The sequence below is a fragment of the Actinocrispum wychmicini genome (genome assembly GCF_004345645.1).
Lineage (GTDB): Bacteria > Actinomycetota > Actinomycetes > Mycobacteriales > Pseudonocardiaceae > Kibdelosporangium > Kibdelosporangium wychmicini.
The window spans coordinates 136,913-154,454 of record NZ_SLWS01000021.1; the positions used below are offsets into that span (position 1 = coordinate 136,913).

General features: G+C 68.6%; 22 protein-coding genes. 13 read left to right on the forward strand and 9 right to left on the reverse strand.

The genetic code is table 11. The features are described from left to right. The first annotated feature begins 41 nt into the window (after window positions 1-41). Window positions 42-1,376 carry an MFS transporter gene (locus EV192_RS51910; RefSeq protein WP_132126230.1) on the forward strand — a complete coding sequence of 445 codons (1,335 nt, stop codon included), beginning with the start codon at window positions 42-44 and terminating at the stop codon, window positions 1,374-1,376. 18 nt (window positions 1,377-1,394) lie between these two features. Here the strand turns inward: EV192_RS51910 and EV192_RS51915 are convergent, their stop codons facing one another. Next, the gene (locus EV192_RS51915) at window positions 1,395-1,781 is read right to left on the reverse strand and encodes an STAS domain-containing protein (RefSeq protein WP_132126231.1); all 387 of its coding nucleotides are present in this window, start codon (window positions 1,779-1,781) and stop codon (window positions 1,395-1,397) included. Between the two features lie 170 nt (window positions 1,782-1,951). Further along, window positions 1,952-2,899, reverse strand: coding sequence for a sensor histidine kinase (locus EV192_RS51920; RefSeq protein ID WP_243727626.1), 948 nt, complete (start codon window positions 2,897-2,899; stop codon window positions 1,952-1,954). 216 nt (window positions 2,900-3,115) lie between these two features. Between EV192_RS51920 and EV192_RS51925 the strand changes: the two genes are divergently transcribed. After that, window positions 3,116-3,469, forward strand: coding sequence for an STAS domain-containing protein (locus EV192_RS51925; protein ID WP_132126233.1), 354 nt, complete (start codon window positions 3,116-3,118; stop codon window positions 3,467-3,469). Window positions 3,470-3,588: 119 nt separating this feature from the next. Here EV192_RS51925 and EV192_RS51930 read toward each other — a convergent pair whose 3' ends face one another. Beyond that, window positions 3,589-3,999: a hypothetical protein gene (locus EV192_RS51930; protein WP_132126234.1), complete on the reverse strand. Its 411-nt coding sequence runs from the start codon at window positions 3,997-3,999 to the stop codon at window positions 3,589-3,591. A 94-nt stretch (window positions 4,000-4,093) separates the two neighbouring features. Between EV192_RS51930 and EV192_RS51935 the strand changes: the two genes are divergently transcribed. After that, window positions 4,094-4,780, forward strand: a complete 687-nt coding sequence (locus EV192_RS51935) for a TetR/AcrR family transcriptional regulator (protein WP_132126235.1) — start codon at window positions 4,094-4,096, stop codon at window positions 4,778-4,780. Window positions 4,781-4,829: 49 nt separating this feature from the next. Here EV192_RS51935 and EV192_RS51940 read toward each other — a convergent pair whose 3' ends face one another. Further along, window positions 4,830-5,537, reverse strand: coding sequence for a S1 family peptidase (locus EV192_RS51940; protein ID WP_132126236.1), 708 nt, complete (start codon window positions 5,535-5,537; stop codon window positions 4,830-4,832). 58 nt (window positions 5,538-5,595) lie between these two features. Continuing rightward, window positions 5,596-6,531, reverse strand: a complete 936-nt coding sequence (locus EV192_RS51945) for a LysR family transcriptional regulator (RefSeq protein WP_132126237.1) — start codon at window positions 6,529-6,531, stop codon at window positions 5,596-5,598. Between the two features lie 18 nt (window positions 6,532-6,549). Between EV192_RS51945 and EV192_RS51950 the strand changes: the two genes are divergently transcribed. Then, the gene (locus tag EV192_RS51950; protein ID WP_165961050.1) at window positions 6,550-7,590 is read left to right on the forward strand and encodes a LysR family transcriptional regulator; all 1,041 of its coding nucleotides are present in this window, start codon (window positions 6,550-6,552) and stop codon (window positions 7,588-7,590) included. Between the two features lies 1 nt (window position 7,591). On the opposite strand, the gene EV192_RS51955 is transcribed toward EV192_RS51950, so the two are convergent. Further along, window positions 7,592-8,749 carry an FAD-dependent oxidoreductase gene (locus tag EV192_RS51955; protein ID WP_132126239.1) on the reverse strand — a complete coding sequence of 386 codons (1,158 nt, stop codon included), beginning with the start codon at window positions 8,747-8,749 and terminating at the stop codon, window positions 7,592-7,594. Window positions 8,750-8,830: 81 nt separating this feature from the next. Between EV192_RS51955 and EV192_RS51960 the strand changes: the two genes are divergently transcribed. Then, window positions 8,831-9,418, forward strand: a complete 588-nt coding sequence (locus tag EV192_RS51960; protein WP_132126240.1) for a TetR/AcrR family transcriptional regulator — start codon at window positions 8,831-8,833, stop codon at window positions 9,416-9,418. Window positions 9,419-9,422: 4 nt separating this feature from the next. Here EV192_RS51960 and EV192_RS51965 read toward each other — a convergent pair whose 3' ends face one another. Further along, window positions 9,423-10,205, reverse strand: a complete 783-nt coding sequence (locus tag EV192_RS51965; protein WP_165961039.1) for a GNAT family N-acetyltransferase — start codon at window positions 10,203-10,205, stop codon at window positions 9,423-9,425. A gap of 165 nt (window positions 10,206-10,370) precedes the next feature. On the opposite strand from EV192_RS51965, the gene EV192_RS51970 reads away from it, so the two are divergent. From EV192_RS51970 to EV192_RS51985, 4 genes are all read left to right on the forward strand, one after another. Further along, window positions 10,371-11,606 (forward strand): SLC13 family permease, encoded by a 1,236-nt coding sequence (locus EV192_RS51970; protein ID WP_207926974.1) that lies wholly within the window; start codon window positions 10,371-10,373, stop codon window positions 11,604-11,606. A gap of 80 nt (window positions 11,607-11,686) precedes the next feature. After that, the gene (locus EV192_RS51975; protein ID WP_132126242.1) at window positions 11,687-12,223 is read left to right on the forward strand and encodes a DUF4383 domain-containing protein; all 537 of its coding nucleotides are present in this window, start codon (window positions 11,687-11,689) and stop codon (window positions 12,221-12,223) included. Window positions 12,224-12,300: 77 nt separating this feature from the next. Then, on the forward strand, window positions 12,301-12,606 hold the full coding sequence (locus tag EV192_RS51980; RefSeq protein ID WP_132126243.1) for a Fe-S cluster assembly protein HesB: 306 nt from the start codon (window positions 12,301-12,303) through the stop codon (window positions 12,604-12,606). Window positions 12,607-12,686: 80 nt separating this feature from the next. Then, window positions 12,687-12,950 carry a DUF3040 domain-containing protein gene (locus tag EV192_RS51985; RefSeq protein WP_132126244.1) on the forward strand — a complete coding sequence of 88 codons (264 nt, stop codon included), beginning with the start codon at window positions 12,687-12,689 and terminating at the stop codon, window positions 12,948-12,950. A 141-nt stretch (window positions 12,951-13,091) separates the two neighbouring features. On the opposite strand, the gene EV192_RS51990 is transcribed toward EV192_RS51985, so the two are convergent. Both EV192_RS51990 and EV192_RS51995 read right to left on the reverse strand, forming a co-directional pair. After that, on the reverse strand, window positions 13,092-13,277 hold the full coding sequence (locus EV192_RS51990; protein WP_132126245.1) for a CsbD family protein: 186 nt from the start codon (window positions 13,275-13,277) through the stop codon (window positions 13,092-13,094). A 20-nt stretch (window positions 13,278-13,297) separates the two neighbouring features. After that, entirely contained in the window at window positions 13,298-13,459 is a 162-nt protein-coding gene (locus tag EV192_RS51995; RefSeq protein ID WP_132126246.1) for a hydrophobic protein, read from the reverse strand. A 124-nt stretch (window positions 13,460-13,583) separates the two neighbouring features. Here EV192_RS51995 and EV192_RS52000 point away from each other — a divergent pair, with 124 nt between their 5' ends. The 4 genes from EV192_RS52000 to EV192_RS52015 all read left to right on the forward strand — a co-directional run. Beyond that, complete coding sequence (locus EV192_RS52000; RefSeq protein WP_132126247.1) at window positions 13,584-14,078, forward strand: hypothetical protein; 495 nt, start codon at window positions 13,584-13,586, stop codon at window positions 14,076-14,078. Window positions 14,079-14,107: 29 nt separating this feature from the next. Beyond that, window positions 14,108-15,268, forward strand: coding sequence for an acyl-CoA dehydrogenase family protein (locus EV192_RS52005; RefSeq protein ID WP_132126256.1), 1,161 nt, complete (start codon window positions 14,108-14,110; stop codon window positions 15,266-15,268). Then, the gene (locus EV192_RS52010; RefSeq protein WP_132126248.1) at window positions 15,265-16,047 is read left to right on the forward strand and encodes an HTD2 family dehydratase; all 783 of its coding nucleotides are present in this window, start codon (window positions 15,265-15,267) and stop codon (window positions 16,045-16,047) included. Before EV192_RS52005 ends, EV192_RS52010 begins: the two co-directional genes overlap by 4 nt. Before the next feature lie 494 nt (window positions 16,048-16,541). Continuing rightward, window positions 16,542-17,542, forward strand: a 1,001-nt coding sequence (locus EV192_RS52015; protein WP_132126249.1) for a DUF222 domain-containing protein, incomplete at its 3' end; no start/stop codon positions are given.

Consider the following 17,542-nt stretch of genomic DNA (forward strand, 5'->3'; position numbering starts at 1 on the left):
TGGACAGGCCGGAGCGTGTGGGGCAACCGAAAGGACTCCTCATGCGTAAGTGGTGGCCGTTGGTGGCCGTGTGCCTCGGCTCGTTCCTGTTCCTGCTCGACACGACTGTCCTGTCGGTGGCGCTGCCCACCATCGGGGTCGAACTGTCCGCGCCACTGTCCACGCTGCAGTGGGTGGCCAACGCGTACACACTGGCGTTGGCCGTACTCATGCTCACCATGGGGTCGCTCGCCGACCGTCATGGCCCGCGGGCCGTGTACCTGGCCGGGTTGGCTGTGTTCGGCGTGGCCTCGCTGGGCTGTGGCTTGGCGCCGTCCGCCGGTGTGCTGATCGCCGCGCGAGCCACGCAAGGCATCGGTGGCGCGGCGATCGCGGTGGCAGGGTTCGCGTTGCTCGGCGCCACCTATCGAGGACCGGACATGGGCCGCGCGATGGGCGTGTTCGGCGCGGTGACCGGCTTGGGCGCCGCGGTCGGCCCCATGTTGGGCGGCGTGCTCACCCAGGACCTGGGCTGGCGGGCGGTGTTCTTCGTCAACCTCCCGCTCGTGCTGGCCACAGTCACGCTGTCAGCGAAAGTGCTCGCCCGAGGCCGGCGCCAGGCCGAAGCCCGCCCGGACGTGCCAGGCATGGTCGCGTTCGCGATCTGCGTGGGCGCACTGACCTACGCGCTCACACTGGCCGGCGACCACAGCTGGCCGCAGGTGCTCGGCGTGCTCGCGGTCGCCGGCGCCGCGCTGGTCGTGTTCGTCCGGATCGAGTTGCGCCGGCCCGCTCCCCTGCTGGACGTACGGCTGTTCACCCGAGCGAGCTTCGCCGCCGTCATGATGTGCGTACTCGCTTCCACAGCCGCGTTCGCCGCCCTCGTCTACACCTCGATCTGGCTGCAGTCCGGGCTGGGTCTCGGCCCGGTGCGCGCCGGGCTCGCGTTGATGCCGTTGGCAATCGCGGCGTTCGCCGGCTCGCTGATCAGCGGACGTGTGCTGCACGGCAAGCCACCCCGCGTGGTGCTGAGTGCCGGCCTGCTGACCAGCGGGATCGGCTGTGTGTTGCAGGCCGGGCTGGACGCGGGCTCGTCCGCCGTGGGCCTGGCCGTCACCGGCGTCGGCCTGGGGCTGGCCGGCCCCACGCTGGGCGCCGCGGTGTTCGCGGCACTCCCCCCGGAACGCGGCGGGATGGCCGCCGGGGCGATGACCACCTTCCGGCAACTGGGGCAGACACTCGGTGTGGCGTTGTTCGGTGCGCTGTTCACCGGCGGTGCCATGGTCGACGGCCTCAACCGAGTCCTCATCGCCGCGGCGGCGGCCGGGATCATCGGCGCCGTACTTGCCTTCCTGCTCGTGCCCACACCGAAGAAGGAGCCTGTGGCGGCCCGATGACCCGTAGGTCCAATGTGGTCAGTCCTCAGCCACGTCGACGGCGTCACGCAGGGCTTGCTGGACCGACGCGGCCACCTGGAAACTGTTGGTCAGTCCGGTGATCTCCAACAGCCGGGCGATCGCGGTGTTCGAGGACGTCACCAGATAGAACCCCATGCCGCGGTCCTGGGCTTGGTGGTTCGCCTGGACGAGGACGGCCAGGCCCAGCGATCCCATGAACCCGACGTCGGACAGGTCGATCACCACCGCGTCCGGGCCGCCGGCCAGCACCCCGTCGATCCCCCGCTGGAACTCGTCCTTCGTGGCGAGATCTATCTCCCCGGTCACCCGGGCCACCACCACCGGTCCGGAGCGGTCGACCGTGATCTCCGGCGAAGACCCTCTCCCGTAACGCCTTGACGTCATGAACAACTTCCCTTGCGGACCTCGTCCACACACCGGGCTACCTGGTTAACCCGGGCCCGCCGGCCCGACTTCGGACAACGCGGACAGCGATACCCTAGGTGCGGGCACGCCCGCGTCGCAAACCGCCACACGGACTAGCCGTTGCCGATCTCGACCCGGCCTGACCCCGGTCAGCCCACCAGGAAGTGCGTCCGCACCCGGGTGCCGGCCGCGCCGGAACTCAGTTCCACGAAGTCCGACAACTGGTGCACCAGCCACAGCCCACGCCCGCCCTCCTGGGTGGCGGACGGTCTGACCCGGCCGGCCAACGGATCGGTGATCGCGCCCCGGTCCTCGACCTGACACACCACCTCCGCCGGTGACGACCAGAGCTGGAGCTCACCACTGCCGCCGCCATGGCACACGCTGTTGCTCGCCAGTTCGCTGACCACCAGCACCAGATCGGCCACCCGGCCGGCCGCCAGTCCGCAGTCCTCCGCGTAACCGCCCACGACTTCGCGCACCAGATGCAGGATCTCGGGACCGAACCGCATGGTCAGCGTGGTCTCGGGTGGCACGCTCAGCGGCCGGTCCAGATGCGCGTGCGCCTGGTCGTCGGCCCGGTACCAGGAACTGGTGGCCGGGCCGGCGGCGTCCAGCACCGCCGGGTGGCTGAGCAGAGCCTGGTCGATCACGTCGTCGGCGAGCGCCGTTGTGTCGTACGGACACAACAGCCGCCAACCCGGCGCACGGCCGGCGAAGGCGACGTTGAGCAACGCTTCGTGGCGTTGGCACTCAACCAGTTCCGCGGCGCTCCGACCGGCCCAGACCGGCTCGCCGATCCCCCGCACCGCGCGGCCGGCCGTGCTGTGCTCGGTGACGAAGTCCTGCCAGGCCGGGATGATCCGGCCCGGGTTGCGGCCCAGTTCGGCCATGTCCTGGAACCGGGCCTGGTCCGCGGCCGCGCCGAGGGTGTCCCGCAGCAGCTCGATCTTCTCGGCGCTGGTCGCGACCAGGACGGCTTCCCCGGCGGCCAGCCCGTCCCGGACGAACCCGCCGGTGAGTGCCAGAAATCCGGACGCTCCCGCGTAGAGGCCGACCTCATGGCTGAACGACCGTGCCGGCCCGGCACGGTCCACACTCAGAGGGTTTTCCTTCAGCACTTGGCCGACCCGCCGTCCATCACTGTCCCGTGTGGCGGAGGTACCCGCGATCGGGCGCGCCCAAACCCGGCGCTGCACGACGGCCGGCGGCCACGCCTGCAGGATAGGATGGCCCACGGCCATCGGCGACAGGTGGTCAACAAGCCACGACCAACCGTGACCACACGGGTGGGAACGTAGAGCGGACAACCGGTGACGACAAGTGGAAACCCCACCGTTCGGTGGACGGTCGAACCGGGCGACCGGTCGACGGTGGTCCACGTGGGCGGCGAGATCGATCTCGCCACGCACGCCGAGTTCGACAAGGCGGTGCGCGCCGGGATGGACAGCGGTGCCCCGGTGGTCATCCTGAACCTGGGCGAGGTCACGTTCCTGGGGTCGGTCGGGCTGCGGGTGCTGGTCCAGGCCAATCACGAGACCCAGCAGACCGGGCGAACGCTGCGGGTGGTGCACGGCACCGCGATCGTCCGCCGGATCATCGAGGTCACCGGGCTTGAGCAGGTGCTGTCGCTCTATCCCACGCTCCAGCAGGCACAGTCGACGTAGGACGGCACCGGCGGGTTGAGGCCGGGCCGACATCACCCGGCCGTACGTCCACATCAGACTCCCGGCCACCCCTCACCAGGTCCCCGTGGTGCTCGGCTGGTCGCTCACGGAGTAGCACGTTACGCGGTCAGCAGGCCGATGCCCAGTGTCAGGACGCCCGCGACCAGGCCGGCGGCGCCGAGCCACAGCAACGCGATGAGCCGGTTCGGCTTCGTGACGCCGCGGCCGAGGGACGACAGGAAGAACCCGGCCGACATGAAGATCGCCGCGAACGGCACGCCGGCGCGGGCGACCCAACCGCCGAGACCGGTCAGGCCGGCGCCGTCGGCCAGCACCAGGCACACCAGCCCGAGCGTGACGAGCACGCCCGCGTGGGCGTGCCCGGCTCTGGCGAAGGTCTTCTGGAAGTCCGTCATGGGTACCTTGCCGCGCACGACCTGGAGCAGGAACGTGCCGCCGAACGCGATGGTGACGACGGTGATGAGCACGACCCCGGCGAGGATCCGGGACGTGTCGCTGAACTGCAGCATGAGGGACGCCTTTCGCGGAACTTCATCAACTTGACGACGGTAAGTTAACGTCGTCAGCTTGACGATGTCAAGTTGACAGTGTCAAGCTGGTGTCATGAGCACGAGACGCGTCCGGGCCCGTCCCGGCGAAGGCAGCCAGCTCCGCGAGGAGATCCTCCGCGTCGCCGAGGAACTGCTGGAAGAGGACGGCAAGGAGGAGGCGCTGACCATCCGCGCGGTCGCCCAACGGGCCGGGGTCACCACACCCTCGGTCTACCTGCACTTCGCGGACAAGGAGGCCCTGCTGGAAGCGGTCTGCCTGCGAGTGTGGGACGAACTGGGCAATCGCACCCGCGAAGCGTCGGCCGAGGTCGACGACCCGTTCGCCGCGCTCGCCTCCAGCGGACGCGCCTACATGCGGTTCGCCCTCGAACACCCGGCGCAGTACCGCATCCTGATGATGCGCCCCTCGACTTCCGAGGCCGTCCAGTCGGCCGCGGCGGCCTGCGTCGCGTCCATCGCGGAAGCCACGGCCCTGTGCGTCGAGGCCGGCGTGCTCCGCGGCGACCCGGACGAACTCGCCCTGGGCCTGCTGTCCGCCGTGCACGGCTGCGCCTCGCTGATCATCGCCCAGCCGGCCTTCCCCTGGCCGGACGATCTGGACGCGGTGCTCGACCACACCATCTGGATGTCCGGGCTCGGCACCGCGCTGATTTCCCGGATCCCCCGTGACGCGACGATCGCCAGTGCCGACCTGAGCGTCGAACTGGACGCCCTCGCCGCCCGCTTGTCAGTCCACTGAGGACATAAGTACGCGCCGCAGTGGCACTGCGGCGCGTACGTTTGCTTGCTCAGACTCCCGCGGTGTCCCTGATCCAGGTTCGTTGCGTGGTGAGGTCGCCGTAGATCTCGCCGCCGCTGTCGCCGCACGCGTCGCCGCCGCGGCTGTCGGCACCGACCAGAGTGCTGCCGACCAAAGCGGGACCGCCGGAGTCGCCGTAACACGCGGTGGACCTGGTGGTCACCTTGACGCAGAGTTCCTTCGAGCCAAGGATGTCGTCGGAGACGCAGCCGGAGTCGTTGATCACCTTGGTGTTGAGTTCCTTGAGCAGCCGGGGCGAGTCGCCATTCTCACTGACGACGCCCCAGCCCATCAGCTTGATCGCGGTGCCGGTCGCGGGCGAGGTGTCGGCGATCCGGACGGGCGCGTAGCTCACGGCGGTGGCGAGCTTCAGCAAACCGACGTCGCCGGTGGGACTGCCGACCCGCCTGCTGATGCCGACGAGGGTGCCGCCCGTGGTGTAGTCCTTCGACCCGACGCGGATCCTCGCGGCGACGTTGGCGGAAATACAGTGTTTGGCGGTCACGACCCACTGCGGGGCGATCAGCGATCCGGAACAGGACTGCGCGCCGTCGGAGTACAGGACTACAGCGGCCCACGGATAGTCGCCCTGTGCCGTACCTCCGCCGATGATCGCGTATCCAGGCGTCCCCACTAACATCGCCGCCATACACGTGCCGACCGCCGCGAGGGCACCCGCCAATCGTCGTGTTCTCATGGAAATCCTTCCGGTGCAGGGTGGTTCGCCCGAGTGTGACCGGCGGACGGCGGTGGCGTTAGATCCCGTTCGGGGATAGCTTCGCTGTCGCCGCCAGCGTTCTGTATCGGTCCACCAGACCGGACCGCACACTTTCGGCGTGCGCCACCATGGGCGAGTCGACGGACCAGCACAGCATCAGGTCGCGGTGCTGCGGACTGCCCGCCAACGGCCGGTACACCAGGCCGTCCGGTGCCGGCCGCAACGGGCTGACCAGGCCGATCCCGTGCCCGGCGCGGATCAGGTCGGCGATCGTCCGCCACTCCGTCAGGTCATGTCGGGACACCGGTTCGAAGCCGGCCGCGAGACAGTTCCGCCGGAAGCTCTCGAACTGTCCACTGTGGTCGTTGGGCGCGGTGGGCAGCCATTCCTGGTTGGCCAGGTCCGCGAGGTCGAGTTCGGCGCGTGCGGCGAGCGGGTGGGTCACGGGCATCGCCACGAACTCCGGCTCGGCCCGCACGATCACCGCGCACCGGACACGGTCCGGCGGTGACATCGGACTGTCGCCGTACCAGGCGGTGACCGCCATGTCCGCACTGCCTTCGACGAGCATGCCGATCACGGTGTCGCTACTGGCTTCCCGCAACACGATCCGCCGGGCCGGCAGCTGGTCGCGCACGACGTCGGCCAGCTCGGGCAGGAGCGTCGCGCGGACCGCGGCGATCCGCACGATGCCGGCCGTGTCCGGCCTGGCCAGCTCGGCCGACCGCTGCCGCAGGACGTCGAAGCGGTCCACCAGGTCCTGCGCGCCGTGCATCAGATGACGGCCCGCATCGGTCAAGGTGACCCGGTCGCCGTGCCGGCTGAACAGGCCGCCGCCCAGGGTGTGCTCGATCCGCCGCAGTTGCGCGGTCAGTGCCGCCTGGGACATTCCCAACGCCGGCGCGGCGTGCCGGACGCTGCCCAGTTCGGCCACCACGAGCACCATCTTGAGGTGGCGCAACTCGATCCGCATCGACGTACCGTACGCATTGTGACTGGCTTGCGGCTGGAGTTGCGCCACCTGAAGGTGATCGCGGAGATCGCCCGCGCCGGCAGTATCCGAAAGGCGGCCAGTGCGATGCGGATCGCCCAGCCCGCCCTCGCGGCCCAGCTGCAACGGATCGAGCAGGCGGTCGGCGGGCGGGTGTTCGACCGGACCCGCACCGGGGTACGGCCCACCGCGCTCGGCCGCTACCTGATCGGCGCGGGCGGTGACCTGCTCGGCGACTTCGACCGGCTGATCGCCGAGACCGCGGCGTTGGCCCGGCAGCCGGCGCCGGTCGGTGTCGGGGCCATGCGGAACGTGGACACGGCGGGCATCATCGGCGCGGTCAGCGACGTGATGCCGCGGGTCGAGACGTCCACCCGCGAACTGGAGTCCCTGGACGCCGCGTTCGCCCTACTGCACGCGGGCGAACTGGACATCGCGCTGCTGTACCGGTTCGCCAACGGGACACCGTTTCCGGACACCCTGTGCCAGTGGCCGGTGGTCGCGGTGGAGCCGGCGTTCGTCGGGCTGCCGGCCGGGCACCCGCTCGCCGGCCTGCCCGAGATCCCGCTGTCCGCGTTGGCCGGTGAGTCGTGGATCATCTCCTGCTCTGACGACGGAACCGGCCGGCTGACCGCGTTCCGCCGCGCCTGCACGGCCGCTGGCTTCACACCGCGGATCAGGCACCACGCCGGCGACTGTGAGACCACCATCCCGTTGCTGCTCAGCACCGAGTCGGTGGCGGTGATGCACCCGTTGTGCGTACCGCCCGAGGGAGTGGTGATCCGGCCGGTCGCCGGGAGCCCACACTATCGGACCGTCACCCTCGCCTGGCGGCCGGACGCGCCGACCCATCACCTGATTCCCATGCTGCACAAGCGATTGGTCCGCAGCTACCACATCGAGGTCAGCACCCGCCCGGACTACCGCCGGTGGTGGCAGGCGACCAACGGACCACTGGTGGCCACCGCACCGCCCGGCACACCGACGGCTCCCGTCTGCGGCACCGACGGCCTGCACGCGATCCCGAACCACCGGTCGTGACTCATGCCTGCGGGTTCAGGATCCGGTCGTTGAGGTGCCTGCGGATCGCGTCCACATCGACAGGCGCTTCATCGTTCATGCTTTCCATCAGGTCCGCGCAAGCTTGGGCGGCCGCGGCGGACCGCGGCAGCATGACGCTTTCGTAGGCGCGGACGGCGTCATCGACGTTGGTGTGTGTGGCCAACGCGTCCGCGAGGTCGGTGCCGTCAAGCATGGCGAGGTTGGCTCCGACGCCGAACGGGGGCATGAGGTGGGCGGCGTCGCCGAGCAGGGTGATCCCCGGCGCGTGCGCCCAGCTGTGCCCGATCGGCAGGTCGTACAGGGGACGATTGACGAACTCGCCGTCGTTCTCACGCAGCAGACCGAGCAGGTCTTCGTGCCAGCCGTCGAAAACGCCCAGCAGGTAGTCGCGCACGGCCGCGTCGTCGTCCAGATCCACGGTGTCGACGTGCCAGTCGAGTGGAACGTCCAGATGGGCGTAGACACGGATGTGGCCGCCGCTGTTGCGCTGGGCGGACAGGCCCTTCGCACGCGAAAGCGTCATCATCGTCCCGTTGCCGACCAGACGCGCGAGAATGGGGTGGCGGCTGTCGACGTCGTCGAGGTACGTCTCGACGAAGGTTATGCCGGAGTACGCGGGCACCGCGTCGGACACCGCCGGGCGGATCCGGGACCAGGCGCCGTCCGCCCCGATGACCAGGTCGAAGTCCAGCGTCGTGCCGTCCGCGAAGGCGAGGCTGGAAGTGCCGTCGCCGAGCGAGGTGACCCCGGTGACGGCACGGCCCCACTGGACCGTGCCTTCGGTGAGGGAGTCGAGGAACACGTCCCGTAGCTGGCCGCGGTCGATCTCGGGCGCGTAGTCGTCGGTTTCGGTGGGCTGGTCGTGCCGGACTATCTCGGCCGTGATCGGGTCCAGCGCGCGCTGTTCCTGGCCTTCGGGTCGGGCCAGGGCGTGAAACCGGTCGTACAGGCCCGCGGCGCGCATGGCGGCTTGGCCTGTGTCGGCGTGTAGATCCAGGGTGCCGCCCTGCCAGCGGACGTCCCGCGACAGCTCTCGTTCGAACACGGTGACTGGCTTGCCGTGCAGTTGGAGGCCGCGGGCGCAGGCGAGGCCGCCAAGTCCCGCGCCGACGACAGCGATCCGTGTGGTGTTGTCCATGACCCCAGAACATCACACTCGCTACAAAAGTGCAATCACTAGCTTTTTGTGTTCGATACGCGTTGACGGTACGATGGGCGGGTGAGCGAACCGATCGGCCGCCGGGAACGCAAGAAGGCCCAGACCCGGCAGGCTCTGGCCGACGCCGCGCTGCGGCTGTTCCTCGACCGCGGCTACGACAACGTCGGCGTCAAAGAGGTCGCCGACGCCGCCGACGTGGCCGTGACGACACTGTTCAAACACTTCCCGTCCAAGGAAGCCCTGGTCTTCGACCTGGACGAGGACATCGAGTCCGGATTGGTCGCGGCGGTCTGCGACCGCTCCCCCGGCCAGTCCATCCCCGCAGCTCTGCGAGACTACGTCCGGCAACGAGTGGTCGACCACGCCGAGAGTCCGGTGACCGCCGGCTTCCTCCGCATGGTCGAGGAAACGCCGGCATTGCGCGAGTACGGCCGCCGCATGTGGATGCGTCACGAGACCGCTCTCGCGCGTGCCATCGCCGAGGACATCGGGGCCCCCGCGGACGACATCACCTGCGCCGCGCTGGCGCGGTTCGCGCTCGACGCCGGCGATGTCCTCCACGGGCGGCCTGATCCGGAACGGGACGTCGACGCGATCTTCGCCCTGCTGACGGAAGGCTGGACGTCCGTAACAGACAGTCGTAAGTAGACGGTCAGACGGGCGTGAGCGGGTTGTACTCGGCGACGAACTCCTTCAGCTTGGTGCCGTCGAGAATCATGGCCGGCCCGGCGGTCCGGAAGCCGAACTTCTTGTATGCCGCCCGTACGCCCTCGTCGAGCGGGACCAGACTCACCACGCCGCCACGGCTCAACGCCTCGGCGCCGATACGCGCGATCAACGGCCGCGCCACACCTTTGCCGCCGGAGGCGATGTAGGCGGGTGACGCGACGAGGTCCCGGAGATCCACGTCGTCGCCTCCATCGCCCCAGAGCGCGGCTCCGATGGCGACGCCGTCCTGCCTGAGGACGAGCAGCGTGCCGGTTTGGAGCCCGGTCTGCATCTGCTCGATGATCTTCCGCGCCCTGACGATCGTGGCGTACTTGGGAGCCGCGAGGAGCGCTAGCTCCACGAGCCGCATGCGCCCCATGTAGACCGCGCTCATCCCCACGTCCCACAGTTCCTTCGCGGGATCGTCGTCCTCCGGTGGAGTCGTGGCGCCGGTCGCGATCATGGTCTCCAGGCCCTGCCTTATCTCGGTGAGGATCGTGCTCACCGTGCCCGGGGGGCGAAGTCCTTCCACTGCCGTCCGCACCGAATCGACGTACTCGCGTACGTCCTGCAGTGTCGCCGTCATGGTTTGCAATTCGCCCACCGAAAGGAGTCTGCGGATGGGAGTCGCGGCCGACTCGGTCATGTTGGCGAGGGCTTCCAGGCCCTGCGCCTGCCATCGGGCGAGCAGGTCGGTGGTGGGGGGGACAACCTCAAAAGTCAGCATTGTTCGATCCCTTTCACGTCGGCGTCCCCCAGGATCGCCGCGTCCCGACTGCGTGTTAGCCATGCCACGTGCCGGGAACTCGGCCGGAGCAGTGGGAATACTCCAGTAGGGTCAAGGAATTCCGCAGGAGGAAGGAGCAGTGTCCTGGACGCGTGGCTGGCGGAGATCGTCGCGGTCGCACTGCTCCTGATCGTGCTCGCGAGTGCCGTGATCCGGCCGTGGGGGTTGCCGGAGGCGGTGGTCGCGGTGCCCGCGGCGGTGATCGCGGTCGCCGCCGGCATGATCTCGCTACCGCACACCGCCGACGAAGCCAGCCGGCTGGCGCCGGTAATCGGCTTCCTGGCGGCGATCCTGGTGCTGGCCCGGCTGTGCGCCGACGAAGGCCTGTTCCATGCTTGTGGCACATGGCTCGCACGCGCGGCGGCCGGACGTCCGAAACGCTTGCTGGTAGGCGTGTTCGTGATCGCGTCGGTGATCACGGCGGTGCTCAGCCTGGACGCCACAGTGGTGTTGTTGACGCCGGTGATGTTCGCCACCGCAACCCGGGCAGGCGTCCGTCCGAAGCCGTCGGTGTACGCGTGCACACACCTGTCGAACACCGCGTCCGTGCTGTTGCCCGTCTCCAATCTCACCAACCTGCTGGCGTTCGCCGCCAGCGGCTTGAGTTTCACCCGGTTCGCCGCGCTCATGGCGGCGCCGTGGTTGGTGGCGATCGGCACCGAGTACGCCGTGTTCCGCCGGTTCTTCGTCGCCGACCTGAACACCGTGGTCCCGGTGCCGCGGACGGACGAACCGCGTGAGGTTCCCGTGTTCGCGTTGGCCACGGTCGGAGCGACACTCGCGGGGTTCGTGCTCTCCTCCGCCGCCGGGATCGACCCGGCGTGGGCGGCGGCGGCCGGCGCGCTTGTCATGGCGGTGCGGGCGCTGGCCCAGGGCCGCACGACTCTGGTCGCGATCGTGCGGTCCGCGGCAGTGCCGTTCCTGGCTTTCGTGCTCGCGTTGGGGATCGTGGTCCGCGCCGTGGTCGACAACGGCCTCGGCGGCTGGCTCGGCCAGATGATCCCGGACGGCACCGGTCTCGCCGCGCTGCTTCTGATCGCCGCGCTGGCGGCCGGGTTGGCGAACGTGATCAACAACCTGCCCGCCGTGCTGGTGCTGGCGCCCCTGGTCGTCCCGGTCGGGCCCGGCGCGGTGCTGGCGGTGCTGCTCGGCGTGAACATCGGCCCCAACCTCACGTACGCCGGTTCGCTGGCCACCCTGCTGTGGCGGCGGATCGTGCACCAGCACGACCACGACGTCGATCTCGGCGAATTCACCCGGTTGGGGTTGTTGACCGCCCCGGCCAGCCTGCTCTTCGCCGTGGTGGCGCTGTGGGCGTCACTGCACGTGATCGGCGGCTGACACCGCGGTGGTTTGCCACCCGCCGTACGCGGGCACTCCACTGACGAGCTTTCCGGTAGTCGGAGGTACGGAGGTGCCCCATGGCGCACGCGTCGACAGTGCACGCCACGCAGGTCAGGGCCGCGTTCCAGCCGGTCCAGGTGATCGCCTTCGTGGTCGGGGCCGGCTACCTGGTCGCGGGTGTCCTCGGCTTCGTCCGCACCGGCGTCAGCGACTGGTCCCCCGACAACCTGCACTCGCTGGCGGGTTTCATGGTCAACCCGTGGCACAACCTCGTGCACGTGGCGGTCGGCGGGATCGGCCTGCTGTGCGCGTTCCGGCCGGCGACCGCGCGGATGTTCGGGTGGCTGCTGGTGATCGCGTTCGGCGCGTTCTGCCTGTGGGGTCTCGCCGTGAGCGGGGCGTTCGCCACGAACCCGGTGGCCGGCATGGGAAACCCCTTCGCCCTCGACGTCGCCGACAACTGGCTGCACTTCGGCACCGCCGTGGTCGGCCTGCTGATCGCGGTGCTGCCGGCCCGCCGGAAGGTCGTCGTCGAAACACCCGAACCGGTCGAACCGGAGTCCACTGTGGAACCAGTGGGCGGCCGTCCCCCGGCCGATCACGACGATGTGTAACCGCGTGTCGGGTGGGTAGCCAAAGGGGGACAGCACGCGGCTGCGGCCCGTGACCCGGACACCAGACAAGGAACAGCATGCTCGCACTCACCCCGGCCGCGGTCGCGGTCGTCAACAGCATCATCAGCGCCCCTGGGCTGCCGTCGGGCGCCGGGCTGCGGATCTCGTCCGACACGGACGCGGAGGACCGCCTGGTGATCGAAGTGACGTCCACCCCGGCCGAAGACGACCAGGTGCTCGACGAGACCGGCGCGCGGGTGTTCCTCGCCCCGGACGCCGCTTCGTACCTTGCCGACAAGGTGCTCGACGCGTCCGTGGACGACCAGGGTGGGGCCCAGTTCCTGCTCGGCGCGAAAAGCCCCAACGGCGACACCCCGCGGTGACGGCGGCGGCCGGTCCCTGATTGGGCGGCCTGACCGGCGGGTATCCGGGGGGCCACTGGGTCAGAAAGAGGAGGCCGGCCATGCTGAGCCCGGGTGAGCGGCGCCGTCTCGACCGGATCGAGCAAGCGATGTCCGCGGACGACCCCCAGCTGGCGGCCATGTTCGCGACCCACGGCCCGCCGGCGACCTGGCGGTGGCTGTTCCGGCTCACCCTGGGCACGCTGGTCGTGACCACGGTCGGGTTCCTGTTCCTGGGGCTGTTCGGCCTGTCCGCCCAGACCGCCGTGATGGCGGGCGCCCTGTGGCTGCTCCGGCGCTGGGGCGTTGGGCGGGAGACAGGATGAGCGCGGCACATCGGTATCGGCTGTCATCGGACTGGTGAATGCGAGGATTGTTGCCGACCAGATGACCTGTGCGCCCTCGCGCGCAGGTCTTCCCCGGCCAGGCGGCGGATGTCCCCAGCCGCCGCCTGGCCGTTCACCTCGCTATTCCGAGCGGTCGTCCTTGAGGGCGTCCTTCGCCTTCTCCACGTTCTCCTTGATGCCGCCCTTGGCCTGGTCGACCTTTCCTTCGGCTTCCGTGCGTTTGTCGTCGGTCGCCTGGCCAAGGGCTTCCTTGATTTTCCCCTTGACCTTGTCGACGACGGCGTCCACCTTGCGTTCGATGCTCATGGAAGTCCTCCTTGTTTGTTTCACCAGCGATACCAGCGCCCACCGCCGGTGGCGGTACGCGCGAGGAACCCGACCAGCCACACGACCAGGACGATGCCCGCGACCACCCACAGGGCGTGCACCGCGAATCCGAAACCACCAAGGATCAGGGCTAACAGAAGCACCGCGAGAATGATGCCCATTGAATTCTCCTGTTCCGTTGTTGGACTACCCGGTGAATACCCCGGCTGAAGTCGCGAAAACCTCCCGTTCGGGTTCGGCGGGACGGGATGTGTAGTGAACGCGTGGTCGGGGTAGCCAGACCCTGTGACGAATGACGACGCACGCGCCGACGGTCCAGCCGTGGTGCGCAAAGGCCCGTCGCACGGGCCGGCCGTGGTCGTGTTGGACCCTCAGGGTGACGCCAAACACGACGAACTGCCTGCCACGTGGCGCGGGCTCACCGACGACGTCGGGGTGGTCTGGTGGCGGCTGCCCGCCGCCACGCGGATGGGGCAACTCGGGGACAACCTGCCGACCGAGCTCGCCATCGGCCGGGATCCGATCCATCTGGTCGGCGGCGGCGACGCCGCCCTGCTGACCCTGTCGCTGGCCGCGCGCCGCCCGGACGTGGTCCGGTCGGTCGTGCTGGTCGACCCGCCGTGGAAACCGGACGACGTGCCGCCGCAGGACGACATCGCGCCGGCCGGCACTGTCCAGTACGTGATGACCAGCAAGTCAGGCCACATCGGTGGCCGGCTGCCGATGGGACACCCGGACGTGGTCGCGGCCGTGGTGCGGGCGGTGGCGACCGCGCCGTAGCGCATACATTCACGTGCATGGAACACGTGATGGACGGGCTCACCGACGACGAGGCGTCGATCGTCTCGGTGGTGCGCGAGTTCGTGGACCGTGCGGTCCGGCCGGTCGCGCGGGAGCTTGAGCACACCGACACGTATCCGGCGAACCTGATCGGCCAGATGAAGGCGATGGGTGTCTTCGGCCTGGCGATCCCCGAGCCGTGGGGCGAGACGCGCGTGTCAGCCCAGTGCTATTCGGCGGTCACCGAGGAGTTGGCCCGTGGCTGGATGAGCCTGGCCGGCGCGATGGGTGGCCACACGGTCGTCGCCAAACTCCTGGTCGACTTCGGCACGCGCGAGCAGCAGGACAGGTACCTGCCCGGAATGGCCACTGGGGAGATTCGGGCCACGATGGCGTTGACCGAGCCAGGCGGCGGCTCCGACCTGCAAGCCATGCGTACAACGGCGACTCGCGACGGCGACTCGTACGTCATCAACGGCGCCAAGACCTGGATCACGAACGCGCGCCGATCGTCGCTGATCGCGTTGCTGTGCAAGACCGACCCAACCGCCTCCCCCGCCCACCGGGGCATCAGCGTCCTGTTGGTGGACAACGGGCTGAGCGGCTTTCACGTGTCGCGGGACCTGCCGAAACTCGGCTACAAGGGCGTCGAGAGCTGTGAACTCGCCTTCGACGACTGCCGGACACCCGCGTCCGCCCTGCTCGGCGGCGAGGAAGGCCACGGGTTCGGCCAGATGATGCGTGGCCTGGAAATCGGCCGGATCCAAGTCGCCAGCCGCGCCCTCGGAGTCGGCCGGGCGGCGCTCGAAGACTCCCTGCGCTACGCCCAGGAACGCGAAAGCTTCGGGCGACCCATCTGGCAACACCAGTCGATCGGCAACTACCTCGCCGACATGGCCACCACCCTCGAAGCCGCACGCCAACTCGTCCACTACGCCGCCCGACGCTACGACTCAGGAGCACGCGCCGACATGGAAGCCGGCATGGCAAAGCTTTTCGCCTCCGAAACAGCCATGGAGATCGCACTCAACGCCGTCCGTGTGCACGGCGGATACGGCTACTCCACCGAGTTCGACGTCGAGCGGTACTTCCGGGACGCACCCCTGATGATCGTCGGCGAAGGAACCAACGAGATCCAGCGCAACGTCATCGCCCGTGAACTGATCAGACGTAACCGCGTCGGCTCATGACCACGGAACTCCTACAACCGGAACCAGCCCAAGCCCTCGGCGCACTGCTGGGCGTGCCAGTGCCAGACCTCGACGCGGGACTACCCCTCCTGTGGCACTGGGTGTACCTACTCGACCGGCCAGCACAGGCCGACCTGGGCCCAGACGGCCACCCCCTGCGCGCCGCCCCCGCACCAGGCATGCGCCGCATGTGGGCAGGCGGCCGAGTGCGTACCCACGGAACGCTGCGCTGCGGCGAACCCGCGACGAAACGCACCCAAGTCCTTAGCGTGCAGGAAAAGCAAGGCCGCAGCGGACCATTGACATTCGTCGTCGTCGGCCATCTCATCACGCAGCGCGGCCAAGTCGTGGTCGATGAACAGCAGGACATCGTCTACCGGCAACGCCACTCCGGCCCACCGGAAAACACCCCACAAGAAGTTCCAGCGGGCAAAGACGAGTGGAGCATCGACATCACGCCCACCCTGCTGTTCCGCTTCTCCGCGCTCACCTACAACGCCCACCGCATCCACTACGATCGGGACTATGCGCGTGACATCGAAGGCTATCCCGGGCTGCTGACCCACGGGCCTCTTCAGGCGCTCGCCATGGCTGAGGCCGCTCGGGCACTTGGCGTTCGCGGGGACCTGCTTTTCGAGTACCGGCTGACCGCTCCGCTGTTCGACCACCAAGGCATGATCGTCAGGGCCGCTCGGGATGGGGATACTATCGCCACCGCTGTGCGGGACGTCTATGGACGGGTGACCGGCAGTGGCGTTGTCTCTGTTTATCGGGACTGAAAGACAGGTCGCTCGCCGCTCGGGCAGGCCGCCAAGAGGGAGTCTGTTGTCGTATTTTGCTGCTGTGGTTGGGTTGTTTGGTCGTGGTGTCTCCCTCCCGTGTGGCCTGCCCAAGGGAATCGCATCTGCCAGGTGGAGTCCAGCTTGGTCTTCCGGTCCGTATCGCTACCGCTTCTTGTCGGGTCTCGTAGGCGGACCTCCCTTGGGTTCCGTGGGTGTGGACCCCACCTGGCAGATGCGATTGGCTCCACCCAGGCCACACGGGAGGGAGACACCACTCGGGCCAGGTTTGTTGTGCGGGCACGCACATCTTCACGCCAGGCTAGCTACACGGACACGCATCTACTCAGATATGCGTTGCGATCTCCCACTTTTCTTTCAGATTCTGTACACAGTAGACAGGCTCTCTTCTCCGACATGACTTCGTTGTTCGCCGATAGCGAAATGCCTTATACTCCAACACATTCATCCTCAATATTCGATAGAATCGTTGCATGGACACCACAGCGCCACTATGGCGAACCAGCGACACCGAGCTGGTCAACGCCCACACAGCTGTGGTCCAACGCCGACGTCAACTATACGCCGAGGAACTCCGCCTGGTGGCCGAAATGGAGAACCGTGGCGTCGCCACGAAACTCGGCTACAGCAACACAGCCGCGCTGTTGATGCACACTGCTCGGCTCAGTCGCGCCGAAGCCCGCCACCAACTCGCCCAAGCCCACGACCTGCACGCCACCACCACTCCCACTGGATCGGTGATCGACTCAGCGTTGCCCCAGACCGCTGAAGCGTTGGCGCGCGGCGAAGTCGGCTCCGAACACGTGGACGCCATCCGCACAACCCTCGCTGACTTGCCGCACCTGGACGCCGAGCAACGCGCCACAGCCGAGCAAGTCATGCTCACTCGCGCCGCCGAGGATGACCCGAAAGCCCTACTCCGATTCGGCGCCCGAGTCCGCGACATCGTCGACCCGGATGGGCCGCCACCACCGGAGGAAGAGCCGATCCGGCCAGCTCGGATGCTGCGTCGGCACATCCGGCGGGACGGCAGCATGGAGTTCAAGGGTCACCTCGACCTCGAATCAGCCCAGCTGTTCGAAAACCTGCTCAAGCCGTTCGAAAAGCCGCACCCCGAAGGCAACGACACCCGGGGGTATGCCGAGCGGGCTGGGGACGCGTTCGCGGATGTGCTGCGGATGGCAGCCAACTGCCCGGACGTGCCCGCCCACAACGGCGCACGCACCGAAGTCGCCGTCACCATCTCCTTCGAACAACTACAACAGTCCCTGGACGACGTGCTGCTGTCCAGCGACCCACGGATGACCGCCCGCGAAGCCCGCCGCCTCGCCTGCGATGCGCACATCCTGCCCGCCGTCCTCGACGGCGACTCGAAACCGTTGGATGTGGCCGTCCCCGCCTATGCCGCCCCAGCCCACATCCGACGCGGACTCTACCTACGAGACAAAGGATGCGCCTTCCCCGGATGCGAACG